Genomic DNA, 12,470 nt, shown 5'->3' with positions numbered 1-12,470 from the left:
GATAACAAAGAGCTAGAGCGTTTTCGCGATTCGAAGAAAAGCGGAAGCGCTCTAGCTATCCCTTGGGAAAGCCTTCTGTTTCCACGGTGTAGCCTGCCGCCGTCATGACGCGCATCAGCTCGGCATGACCGATCTCCGCCATCTTCTGCGGCGGCGCCTTGCGCGGATCCTGCTCGGCCTCGACGACGAACCAGCCTTCATAGCCGTAATCGGCGAAGCGCTGGACGATGGCGCCGAAATCGAGCGAGCCGTCGCCCGGCACCGTGAACGCGCCGAGCGCAACGGCATCGAGGAAGGACTGCCGGCTGCGATCCAGCCCGTCGACGACGGACTTGCGGATATCCTTGACGTGGACATGGTTGATGCGGGCGTGGTGATTGTCGATGGCGCGCAGCACGTCACCGCCGGCAAAGGCCAGGTGACCGGCATCGAGCAGCAGCGGAATGCCTTCACCGGAATTGCGCATGAAGGCGTCGAGTTCCGGCTCGGTTTCGACGACGGCCGCCATGTGATGGTGGTAGGAGAGCGGCATGCCCTGGTCGGCACACCATTCGCCGAATTCGGTGACGCGGTGGGCATAGGCCTTCATCTCGTCATCCGAAAGACGCGGCTTGGTGGCGAGCGGCTTGGAGCGGTCTCCCTGGATCGAGCGGCCGACTTCGCCATAGACGATGCAAGGCGCATTGACGGCCTTGAACAGCTCGATCATCGGCGCGATGCGATCTTTGTTGGCGGCAAGCTCCTCATTGACCAGCGTGCCTGAGAACCAGCCGCCGCAAAGCGTCACGTCGGCGGCGCGCAGGATCGGCAGCATCTCATCGGGGTTGCTGGGGAAGCGCCGGCCCTGTTCCATGCCGGTGAAGCCGGCGCCGCGCGACTGGCGCAGGCATTCTTCCAGAGATACGTCGTCGCTGAGCTCCGGAAGATCGTCGTTCCACCAGGCGATGGGCGACATGCCGAGTTTGGCCTTCATCAATGGTCTCCTTGAAAAGCTAATTGGAGGAGCCGAAAGCTCCTCCAGAAAAATGACGGAAATGGATCAGCCGATGCGCTGGGCGGCGCGGGCTTGTTCATAGGCGGCGCGGGCCTTGTTGACCTCGGCGCGCGGGCTGACCTCCGGGACCGCGACGTCCCACCAGTGGCCGCCTTCGTCCGTGGTGATCAGCGGGTCGGTGTCAATGACGATGACCGAGCTGCGGTCGTTCTTCTTCGAGGCTTCGATGGCCTGTTCCAGCTCGGTGATGGAGGAAACCTTGACCGCAATCGCACCCATACTGGCCGCATGCGCCCGGAAGTCGATCTCCGGCATCACCTCGAAGCGCGCATCCTTCAGGAGATTGTTGAAGTTCGCGCCGCCGGTCGCCATCTGCAGGCGGTTGATGCAGCCATAGCCGCGGTTGTCGAGGAGAACGACCGTGATCTTCAGGCCGAGCATGACTGATGTCGCTAGTTCGGAATTCAGCATCATGTAGGAGCCGTCGCCCACCATGACGACGACATCCTTCTCCGGCCGCGCCATCTTGACGCCAAGGCCACCGGCAATTTCATAGCCCATGCAAGAGAAGCCATATTCCATGTGATAGCTGCCGGGCGCCGTCGCCGGCCAAAGCTTGTGCAGTTCGCCGGGCAGGCCGCCAGCTGCGCAGACCAGAATGCTGTCCTTGCCGCCGAGCGTACGCGTGACGGCGCCTATGACCTGGGCGTCGGAGGGCAGGGTGGCATTGGTCGTCGCAGTCGCCTTGGCGGCAGCCTCCATCCAGATCTTCTTTTCCCGCGTCGCCTTTTCGGCAAGTGATGCCGGCGCGCGCCAGCCGGTCAGGCCGGCGGAAAGCGCCTTCAGTCCCTCACGCGCATCCGTCACTAGCGGGTGACTGTTGTGCTTTAGCGCATCATAGGCCGCGATATTGAGGCCGATCATGGCCAGCTTCTCGTTCTTGAACAGCGCCCAGGAGCCGGTGGTGAAATCCTGGCAACGCGTGCCGACGGCGATCACCAGATCGGTATCCTCGGCGATGGCATTGGCCGCCGATGTGCCTGTCACGCCGACAGAGCCGAGCGCGAGAGGATGCGTCTCGTCGATGGCCGATTTGCCCGCCTGCGTGACGACGACGGGGATGTCATGCGCTTCGGCGAAAGCGGCGAGTTCCTTCGTCGCCTGCGAATAGAGCACGCCGCCACCGGCGAGAATGACCGGCTTTTCCGAGCGGCGGATCAGCGAGATGGCATTGGCAAGTTCGTCTGCATCCGGCTGCGGGCGGCGCTGCGTCCAGACATGCTCCTCGAAGAAGCTTTCGGGATAATCAAAGGCTTCGGCTTGCACGTCCTGGCACAACGAAAGCGTCACCGGGCCGCAATCGAGGGGATCGGTCAGCACCTGCATGGCGCGCTTCAGAGCCGAGATGATCTGCTCGGGGCGAGTGATGCGGTCGAAGTAGCGGGAGACCGGGCGGAAGGCGTCATTGGCGGAAACAGTGCCGTCGCCGAAATCCTCGATCTGCTGCAGCACCGGATCGGGCGCGCGGTTGGCAAAGACGTCGCCCGGCAGGAAGAGAACCGGAATACGATTGACATGCGCAACGCCGGCGGCAGTCACCATATTCAGCGCGCCGGGGCCGATGGAGGTCGTGCAGGCCATGAAACGCTGACGGAAGCTCGCCTTGGCATAGGCGATGGCGGCATGGGCCATGCCCTGCTCATTGTGGGCGCGGAAGGTCGGCAACTCCTCGCGCACCTGATAGAGCGCCTCGCCGATGCCCGCGACATTGCCGTGACCGAAGATCGCCCAGACGCCGCCGAAGATCGGCTGCTTCTGTCCGTCGATGATGGTCATCTGCTTCTTGAGGAAATGCGTGACGGCCTGCGCCATCGTCAATCGGATCGTCTTGCCCATCGGGCGCCTCCCAAATGCTTGATTCTCACAGACCGCGGGTTTCAAGCCACGCCGCGGTCAATTGCCGGAAGCGGCCGGTCATGTCGGCAATCGCTTCCTCGTCGTTCATGCCGCCCGAGAGCCACGCGCGGGCCGCATCGGAGAAGATGGTCCGCCCGACGGCGAAGCCCTTGACCGAGGGCGCCGCCAGGGTCGCCTCGAAGCTGCGGATCAGTTCCTCTGCCGGCGCCTCCAGGCCGAGCAGCACGATACCGCGGCACCATGGATCATTTTTGGCAATCACGGCATCGATTTTTTTCCACGCAGCCGCCGATTCCTGCGGCTCCAGCTTCCACCAGTCCGGCTTGATGCCGAGCGCGTAGAGCTCTTCCATCGCCGTCGGGATCGTGTCGTCGGTCAGCGGTCCGTTCTTGCCGGCGATGATCTCGACCAGCAGTTCGCGGCCGACCTTGCGCGCGGCTTCGAAGAGCGTGCGCAGCTTCTCCTGCTGCTCCGCCTTCAGTTCTTGCGGATCGTCAGGATGGTAGAAGCATAGGCATTTGATGCAGTGATGGAGCGGCCATTCGACAAGCTGCGAGCCGATATCCTGGCTGAACTCGAATTTCAGCGGCTTCGATCCCGGCAGTTCGACAGGGCGGCCGATCCAGGAGAAATTCTTGGTGGCGGCATCGAAGAAGGCGTCGCGCCCGAAGCGCTCGTCGATGAGCATGCCGTAACCTGGACGGCCGTCGGCCACCCGCGCCGCCGCCTCGACGGCCAGCCGCTTGAAGGCGACGATCTTGTCATGGCCGATGCCCAGTTCATCGCAAACACTGACGAGCTGCGAGCGATGATCGATCGCAAGCGCCATCAGTAGCGGGATTTCGCCGCCGCGGCGGGTCGTCGCCCAATGAATGTGGTTGATCGCCTCGTCCTTGCGCAGCGCCCTATGCTTGCTGCCCGTCTTCAGGAAGAAATCGAGCTCCGTCCAGGTCGGGTATTCCGGCGAGCAGAGCAGGCGGGAAACGGCAAAGGCGCCGCAGGCATTCGCCCAGGTGGCGCAGGTCTTCAGTGGCTCGCCGCGCAGATAGCCACGCAGGAAGCCTGACATGAAGGCGTCGCCTGCACCGAGAACGTTGAAGACCTCGATCGGGAAACCCTGGCCGACAATGCCTGCTTCAAGGTCGTCGGAGATCGGGCCTTCATAGACGATGCAGCCCATGGCGCCGCGCTTGAGCACGATGGTCGCCGGGGAGAGGCGGCGGATTTCTTTGAGCGCGCCGAGCACGTTGTCGACGCCCGAGCCGATCATGATCTCTTCTTCCGTGCCGACGATCAGATCGCAATCCGGCAGCGTCTCCCTCATCTTCGAGGAAACGCGATCCGATTTCACATAACGCTCGAAACCTTCGGCATGGCCGGCGAGGCCCCAGAGGTTCGGCCGGTAATCGATATCGAAGATCACCTTGCGGTCGTTGGCCTTGGCGATGCGGATCGCCTTGCGCTGGGCGGCTTCGGTATTGGGCTTGGAGAAATGCGTGCCGGAGACCAGAACGGCGCCCGCGGACTTGATGAAGCCTTCGTCGATATCGTCTTCGTTGAGCGCCATATCGGCGCAGTCGGACCGGTAGAAGATCATCGGCGAGACGCCTTCGGCCTCGACCGCCAGCAGGACCAGCGCCGTCAGGCGCTCCTTGTCCGTCTTGATCCCATCGATCGCCACACCTTCGCGCGCCGCCTGTTCGCGGATGAAGCGGCCCATCTGCTCGTCGCCGACACGGGTGATCAAGCCGGATTTGAGGCCGAGACGCGCCGTGCCGATGGCGATATTGGCCGGGCAGCCGCCGACCGATTTGGCGAAGGAGGCGATGTCCTCCAGCCGCGAGCCGATCTGCTGACCATAAAGGTCGACGGAGGAGCGACCGATGGTGATCACATCGAGTTTTGTCTCCGGCTGAGCGCCAGGATTGTCGTGTGCCATGATGTCCTCCCGTCGGGGCATTATCTCTTCGCTCCACAGCTTGCGTCGAGATCATGCGTCATTGAAAGTGCCGGTGTTCGTTTCGTTCCGGTTGCGATGGATCGGGCAGCCATCTCCCGTAGCCGTGATCCTGATCGTAGTGAAACATTGGTTCCGAGATTTTGTCAATTCGGAATATTTATTCCATTTTCGTTTTGTCTGCTTTTATTGCGCCTTTTCGCCGGCGTTCGGCAATGGCGACGGGAAAGGCCATGATCAGCGCCATCGAAGCCGATAGTGAGCGGAAGCCGGCAAAGTCGGACTCGGCCACCTCGAACCAATGGGTTGCGCAGGCGGTGAGCGGGGAAAAGGCCGAATCGGTGATGGCGATGACGGGCACATTGCGCGAGGCGAGATCCTGCGCCTGCGCCAGACTGTCGGCGGCGTAGGGCGAAAAGCTCGCAGCGATGGCGGCGTCCTTCTCCGTGGCGAAACGGGTGATCTCACCGTCGATGCCGTTCGGCGAGGCGACGATCTGGTGACGTATGTTGAGCTTGGAAAAGGCATAGGTCATATGCGCCGTCAGCGGATAGGAGCGGCGCTTGGCGATCAGATAGATCGTCTCGGCCGCGGCGAGCACGTCGACGGCTTTGGCGAAGGTGTCAGTCTCGATGGTTACGGCGAGCTTGTTGACGGATTGGCTCGCCGCAGAGAGGAAGCCGGAGAGAATGCTGGCCTCCTCGTTCTCTACTGCGGAGCGTTCGAGCGTTACCAGCCGCTCCTCGTAGCTCAGTGTCCGGTCGCGCAGCCTTTCGCGGAAGATACTCTGCAGGTCGGAGAAGCCCTCATAACCGAGGTGATGCGCCAGGCGCACGAGCGTGGAAGGTTGAACCTCGGCTGCGGCTGCAATGCTTGCCGTTGTGCCGAAGGCGATCTCATCGGGATTGCCCAACGCGAAGGCGGCAACCTGGGCCAACCGCTTCGGCATGGCATTCTTGCGCTCTATGATGGTGCTGCGCAGGCTTTCGAAGTCGCGCGGTACCTTGGTCTGCATCCCGATATTATTGTCCATGCGCCATCCTTAAGCTCCCCAACGCCCGCAATGAAACAAACGTTCCATATTTCCAACGATACCGGATTTTGAATCGTTCGGCACGAATAATTTTAAGGTCATGATTTTAAACGTGTAAATATGAATTCTTATCTGCGGAAGAGATGTCGATGCCATGAGTGCGCTTGTCAAAACGGTCTAAATATTCCAAAAATCGCGCGACTTCGGGAGCGGATTTGAGGAGGAAGGGCAAATGAAGCCGTTGGGCGTTGGATTGATCGGCACCGGTTACATGGGCAAATGCCATGCGCTGGCATGGAATGCGGTCAAAACCGTATTCGGCGATGTCGCGCGGCCGCGTCTTGTGCATCTTGCCGAAGCCAACGCCGAGTTGGCGAAGGCGCGCGGCGACGAATTCGGCTTCGAAAAGGCGACGGCCGACTGGCGCGAGCTCATCGCAGATCCTGAAGTCGACATTGTCTCGGTCACGACCCCCAACCAGTTCCACCCGGAAATGGCGATCGCAGCCCTTGAAGCCGGCAAGCATGTCTGGTGCGAAAAGCCGATGGCGCCATCCTATGGCGATGCCGAACGCATGCTGGCTGCGGCCAAGGCCTCGGGCAAGGTCGCCATTCTCGGCTACAACTATATCCAGAACCCGGTCATGCGCAACATCAAGGCACTGATTGCAGAAGACGCGATCGGCGCGGTCAATCACGTCCGCGTCGAGATGGATGAGGATTTCATGGCGGATCCGAACGGCCTCTTCTATTGGAAGAGCGAGCTTGCCTCCGGCTACGGCGCTCTCGATGATTTCGCCGTGCATCCGCTTTCGCTGCTCTGGTTCCTGTTCGGCCATGTCGAGGCTGTCATCACCGATATGATGAAGCCCTATGCCGAGCGGCCGGTGAAGGATGGCGGGAGACGCGCGGTCGAAAACCACGATCTTGCCAATGTGCTGATGCGGCTCGGCGGCGGCATCTCCGCCGTGCTGATGGCCAATCGCTCGGCCTGGGGCCGCAAGGGGCGGATAGCGCTGCAGATCTTCGGCTCCAAAGGCTCGATCTCCTATGACCAGGAGCGCATGAACGAATTCGAGCTCTATCAGGCAGAAGGCAGGGAGAGTGAACAGGGCTTCCGCAAGGTTCTGGCTGCCCCCGCCCACAAGCCCTATGACCGTTTCATCCCGGCGCCCGGCCATGGCCTTGGCTTTAATGATCTGAAGATCATCGAATGCCGCGAGCTGATCCGTGCCATATCCGGCGAGGATGCGTCGGTCGTGGCTTTCAAGGATGGGCTGCGAATCGAGAAATCGGTGCACGCCATGGCCCAATCTTTCCATGAACGGCGTTGGGTCGAAATATCAAGCTGAGCCCGTCGGCCTAACTTTCTCCCGATCCGGGGCGCAGGGTCAGCCGTGATTGACGCTTGCAGGCGCAAGCGCTACCCCTGAGGCTCAAATGCGTCCCGCCGCATTCGTTCGGGTTGGATCGCTATAGTAATAATGGAGTACGGATCGTGACGGGCAGATTGGTCATAGTCGGGGCCGGGCAGGCAGGTTTTGCGCTCGCCGCCAAATTGCGTGGGCTGGGTGATTCGAGGCCGATCACCATCGTCGGCGCTGAGGAAAGCCTTCCCTACCAGCGGCCGCCGCTGACCAAAAAGTACCTTCTCGGCGAGATGACTTTCGATCGCCTGCTGTTCCGGCCCGAACATTGGTATGCCGACAACAATGTCGAGATTCGCGTGTCGACCTGGGTCGAGCAGATCGATCGCGCCGCAAAGCAGATCATCATGCAGGACGGATCGAGACTGGATTACGACACGCTGGCGCTTGCAACGGGCGCGACGCCGCGTCGCCTGCCGCCGTCCGTCGGCGGTGCGCTGGAGGGCGTCTACCTCGCCCGTGACAAGCGTGACGCCGACCTGCTTGCCGGCGAGATGCGTCCCGGGCGCCGGGTGCTTATCATCGGCGGAGGGTATATCGGCCTTGAAGCGGCCGCCGTCGCACGCCATCGCGGCCTCGAAGTGACCCTCATCGAGATGGGCGACAGGATCCTTCAGCGTGTCGCCGCCAAGGAAACCGCCGATATTTTCAGGGCCATTCATCAGAAGCATGATGTCGTCATTCGCGAGAAGACCGGATTGAAGCAGCTCATCGGCCGCAATGGCCACGTTGCTGCCGCGGAACTTTCCGACGGTTCTACGATCGATGTCGATTTCGTCGTCGTCGGCATCGGCGTTGCGCCCAATGACCGGCTCGCCAAGGAAGCCGGCCTCGAGGTCGGCAATGGCATCGTCGTCGATTCGTTTGCCCGTACCTCCGATCCCTCTATCTTCGCCATGGGCGATTGCGTCGAACTGCCGTGGGAGGGTGGGCGAATCAGGCTCGAATCCGTACAGAATGCCGTCGATCAGGCCGAAGCCGCGGCGGGAATCATAGCCGGCAACGGAAAGGCCTATGACCCGAAGCCGTGGTTCTGGTCGGATCAATATGATGTGAAGCTGCAGATCGCCGGTTTTAATCTTGGTTACGACGAGACATTGCTACGGCCGGGCGCCCGCGAGGGCGCAGCCTCCGTCTGGTATTTCAAGCAGGGTCGTTTCATCGCGGTCGACGCCATAAACGATGCAAAGGCCTATGTTACCGGCAAGAAGCTGCTGGAGACCGGCGCGAATCCATCCAGGGAGGTTCTTGCCGACCCGGCCGCGGATTTGAAGCAGCTGCTGGTCTGACGTAAATTCAGATCTGCCGGACCATGCTTCGGCCGGCAATCGCCTGTTGCTGAATCATGGAAAGAACGTACACAAGCGCGAAAAAGCGCTTGCGTCGATAAATGAATGGCCCTATCAGGGCCGCACCGGAGAGGTGGCCGAGTGGTCGAAGGCGCTCCCCTGCTAAGGGAGTATACCAGAAATGGTATCGTGGGTTCGAATCCCATCTTCTCCGCCATTTTCCCAAAATATCGTGCATTTGATCGTCGTCAGTCCCGCAAGCGATATAATCGATTTGCCGGATTGGAGTGCGATGTCTGCCATTCCCGTTTATGCGGAGCAGCTTCGCCCGTCGGGTACGGAGCTTTCCTCGATTCGACAGCCGATATGTAGCCGAACCCCTGGAGCATCTTCGGAATATCGCCGATGCCGTGTCACCCTGTTGCGAATCGCGCGGCGAGAATCGTTCGGGCACCTGCCTCGATTTGGGACGGCTGCAAGCAAGACTTGTCCGTTCACACTACCGAAAGTCGTCGCCTGAAATGATGCAGATCGCGTCTTTGCTGTCATGGAGATCCCGAAATCGCCGCGGATTGGCCATTTTCCCACCCGTTTGCACATGCCGGGCCTATTGAATTATGTGCCGCCTAAGTACCGGTAGATTAAAGGATTTCTTAACGAAGTCTAAATCTATGTGGCGGTGGTGTTGCTAACTTGTGTCCTTTCGGCAACAGGACTTGCGGAAGGTTCACGCAAATCCCCCTTTCGGAGAAGATGTCGATTGCGTGACAGAGCACGTCTTGTATTTTCACTCTCGGAAGCGAGGGCGATTGATCGTCCACTTCTTGAAACGCGAGAATGAGACAGGGAATACCTTCGGGTAGTTCTCATTTTCGAGATAAAACTTTGACTGGAGGTCAATATGAACATCAAGAGCCTTCTTCTCGGCTCCGCTGCTGCACTCGTAGCAGTTTCCGGTGCTCATGCGGCTGACGCTATCGTCGCCGCTGAGCCCGAGCCGCTTGAATACGTCCGCATCTGCGACGCCTATGGTGCTGGCTACTTCTTCATTCCGGGCACTGAAACCTGCCTCAAGATCGGCGGTAAGGTTCGTACCGAAGGCAAGTGGTACGATGCCTACAACCCGGATGCACGCGACGGTACGATCTGGCACACCCGCGCTGAGTTGAACGTCAACACCGCGACCGACACCGAATACGGTCCGCTGAAGACCGAAACCATCATCCGTTGGGACTGGAATGACGGCAACGCCACCTCCACCAACCTGCTCTGGGCTTACATCAGCCTCGGCGGCTTCACCGTTGGTAAGACGGACTCGCAGTTCAACCAGTTCACCGGTTATGCCGGCGACGTCATCAACGACGACGTGGTCTATGACGGCCCGTACGAACTGAACCAGATCACCTACAACTACGACGCCGGCAACGGTTTCACGGCTGTGATCTCGCTGGAAGATTCCAATTCGGGCCCGGGTGCTACCGGCGCCAATGGCGAAGACAGCTCCGACCACTACGCTCCTGACGTTGTCGCAGGTGTTGGTTACAAGGCCGGCGCGTGGGGCTTCAAGGTCGTCGGCGGTTATGACTCGATCGTCGAAGAAGGCGCTGTCAAGGCTCGTGTTGACGCCGACTTCGGCGCGTTCTCGGCCTTCTTGATGGGCGGCTGGAACACAGATGGCGACAAGCTGAACAAGTATGCCGGCGCTAACGGCGCTGGCTCTGCTTCCGGCATCGGCTGGGGCGACTGGGCAGTTTGGGGCGGCGTTGGCGTTCCGATCAACGAAAAGCTGAAGTGGAACCTGCAGCTCGCCTACACCGACTCGAAAATCTTTGCCGCTACCACGAACGTCAAGTGGAACCCGGTCAAGAACCTGCTCATCGAGCCGGAAGTCTCCTACACCAACTGGGATTCGATCAACGAAGACCAGTGGGCTGGTATCCTCCGCTTCGAGCGTACCTTCTAATCTGATCTGACCTCGGTCATAAGATTTTCACTACGGTGAAGGAAAAGCCCGGCCATCGGCCGGGCTTTTTCATGCTTGCAAGTATTAGCAAACTAAAAAGCTGTATTCGTTGTGGACATTCAGCCGTCATTAAATTCAATCCGCTGAATTCCGTGAATCTTTTAGCTATCCAGAGGATACGGCTTTCGACGCGACCGCAGTATGACAGTTTTGCGACGTGATTTTTGTGCAACGCACACTTTGAAACGCCCGTCACAATTGCCGATAGTCTATCTCTGATATTGCTCTGAAAAAAACGATCTGTAGGTTCCAAATCGGAAGCAAGACTTACTGTCTTGGTTCTCCCGGATCAGGGGTCAACTTTTAAAACTAGGTGGGGTAGGGCGCGTCGATTTTCTCGGCGTGATTTCTCATACCTAATTGATATTGAAACTGGAGTTACTATGAACATCAAGAGCCTTCTTCTCGGCTCCGCTGCTGCGCTGGCAGCAGTTTCCGGTGCTCACGCCGCTGACGCTATCGTCGCTGCTGAGCCCGAGCCGCTGGAATACGTCCGCATCTGCGATGCTTACGGTGCTGGCTACTTCTTCATTCCGGGCACGGAAACCTGCCTCAAGATCGGCGGCCGCGTCCGTACGGAAGGCGGCTGGTACAACGCCTACAAGGCTGGCCAGGACGCAGGTGCCCGCGGTACCTACTGGCACACCCGCGCTGAACTCTCTCTCGACACTGCCACCGACACCGAATACGGTCCGCTGAAGACCAATACCGTTGCTCGTTGGGACTGGAACGACGGCAATGCGACCACGACGAAGCTCCTCTGGGCCAATATCAGCCTCGGCGGTTTCCTCGTCGGCAAGGCCGATTCGGTCTACTCGACCTTCCTCGGCTATGCCGGCGACGTCATCAACGACGACGTGATCGAATACGGCATCAACGGCACCGACGAACTGAACCAGATCACCTACAAGTATGATGCCGGCAACGGCTTCACGGCTGTGATCTCGCTGGAAGATTCCAATTCCGGCACGGGCGCAACCGGTGCGAACGGCGAAGACAGCTCCGACCACTACGCTCCGGACGTTGTCGCAGGTGTTGGCTACAAGGCCGGCGCATGGCAGTTCCGCGTCGTCGGCGGCTATGACTCCATCGTTGAAGAAGGCGCCGTCAAGGCTCGTGTCGATGCCGACTTCGGCGTTCTCACCGCTTTCGTCATGGGCGGCTGGAACACCGATGGCGACAAGCTCAACAAGTATGCCGGTGCCGGCGGTGCTGGTCTCGGCTGGGGCGACTGGGCCGTCTGGGGCGGCGTTGGCGTTCCGATCAACGAAAAGCTGAAGTGGAACCTGCAGCTTTCCTACGACGATCTGAAGACTTTCGCCGCGACGACGAACGTCAAGTTCAACCCCGTCAAGGACCTGCTGATCGAGCCGGAAGTGACCTACGTCAACTACGACGCCGTCAACAAGGATACCTGGGCTGGTATCCTCCGCTTCCAGCGCACCTTCTAATTCGGCTCGCCGAATCGAATTTGACAGATCTTCCGATCAGACCTCCGATCGGAAGAGAAAAGGCCCGGTCTCCCACCGGGCCTTCTTATATCGATAAATAAACCTCCACCTACGGTGGAGGACTGGACGAGTTCTACACGGTAGTTGAGAGACCTCCTGCTTGAACCGCTGGGGTGGCCCAGACTTCGAACAAGGAGGTTTTATGGATGAGCAAACGCTCTCGCATGCGACGTGGGACTGCAAGTATCACATTGTTTTTGGCAGCAAATACCGCACGAAAAGACTTTACGGGGACGTGCGGCGTGAGTTGGGAGAACTCTTGCGTCGGCTGGCACAGCAGAAAGGCTGCCAGATCGAGGAGGGTCATCTGATGCCCGACC

At 59.8% G+C, this 12,470-nt stretch carries 9 protein-coding genes and 1 tRNA gene; 6 read left to right on the top strand and 4 right to left on the bottom strand.

Annotated elements, in window-relative coordinates; genetic code table 11:
• Positions 1-55: 55 nt before the first annotated feature.
• The 4 genes from iolE to PH552_RS31740 all read right to left on the bottom strand — a co-directional run bounded on the left by iolE (position 56) and on the right by PH552_RS31740 (position 5,901).
• Positions 56-973, bottom strand: a complete 918-nt coding sequence (iolE, locus tag PH552_RS31755) for a myo-inosose-2 dehydratase (protein ID WP_183762986.1) — start codon at positions 971-973, stop codon at positions 56-58.
• A 66-nt stretch (positions 974-1,039) separates the two neighbouring features.
• Positions 1,040-2,890 (bottom strand): 3D-(3,5/4)-trihydroxycyclohexane-1,2-dione acylhydrolase (decyclizing), encoded by a 1,851-nt coding sequence (gene iolD, locus PH552_RS31750; protein ID WP_113250719.1) that lies wholly within the window; start codon positions 2,888-2,890, stop codon positions 1,040-1,042.
• Between the two features lie 25 nt (positions 2,891-2,915).
• On the bottom strand, positions 2,916-4,850 hold the full coding sequence (locus PH552_RS31745) for a bifunctional 5-dehydro-2-deoxygluconokinase/5-dehydro-2-deoxyphosphogluconate aldolase (RefSeq protein WP_113250718.1): 1,935 nt from the start codon (positions 4,848-4,850) through the stop codon (positions 2,916-2,918).
• A 178-nt stretch (positions 4,851-5,028) separates the two neighbouring features.
• Positions 5,029-5,901 carry a MurR/RpiR family transcriptional regulator gene (locus tag PH552_RS31740; RefSeq protein WP_113250717.1) on the bottom strand — a complete coding sequence of 291 codons (873 nt, stop codon included), beginning with the start codon at positions 5,899-5,901 and terminating at the stop codon, positions 5,029-5,031.
• Positions 5,902-6,133: 232 nt separating this feature from the next.
• Between PH552_RS31740 and PH552_RS31735 the strand changes: the two genes are divergently transcribed.
• The 6 genes from PH552_RS31735 to PH552_RS31710 form a co-directional block, all read left to right on the top strand.
• Entirely contained in the window at positions 6,134-7,252 is a 1,119-nt protein-coding gene (locus tag PH552_RS31735) for a Gfo/Idh/MocA family protein (protein ID WP_113250716.1), read from the top strand.
• Between the two features lie 146 nt (positions 7,253-7,398).
• Positions 7,399-8,616 (top strand): NAD(P)/FAD-dependent oxidoreductase, encoded by a 1,218-nt coding sequence (locus PH552_RS31730; protein ID WP_113250715.1) that lies wholly within the window; start codon positions 7,399-7,401, stop codon positions 8,614-8,616.
• Positions 8,617-8,743: 127 nt separating this feature from the next.
• Positions 8,744-8,833, top strand: a tRNA-Ser gene (locus PH552_RS31725).
• Between the two features lie 684 nt (positions 8,834-9,517).
• Positions 9,518-10,579: a porin gene (locus PH552_RS31720; RefSeq protein ID WP_112342686.1), complete on the top strand. Its 1,062-nt coding sequence runs from the start codon at positions 9,518-9,520 to the stop codon at positions 10,577-10,579.
• Positions 10,580-11,022: 443 nt separating this feature from the next.
• Positions 11,023-12,090: a porin gene (locus tag PH552_RS31715; protein WP_112342687.1), complete on the top strand. Its 1,068-nt coding sequence runs from the start codon at positions 11,023-11,025 to the stop codon at positions 12,088-12,090.
• 202 nt (positions 12,091-12,292) lie between these two features.
• Positions 12,293-12,470, top strand: a 178-nt coding sequence (locus PH552_RS31710; protein WP_285166423.1) for a transposase, incomplete at its 3' end; no start/stop codon positions are given.

This window comes from Rhizobium aureum (assembly GCF_030182495.1).
Lineage (GTDB): Bacteria > Pseudomonadota > Alphaproteobacteria > Rhizobiales > Rhizobiaceae > Rhizobium > Rhizobium tropici_C.
Note: the sequence above shows the minus strand (reverse complement) of the source record. Positions and strands in the feature narration are given on the sequence as shown.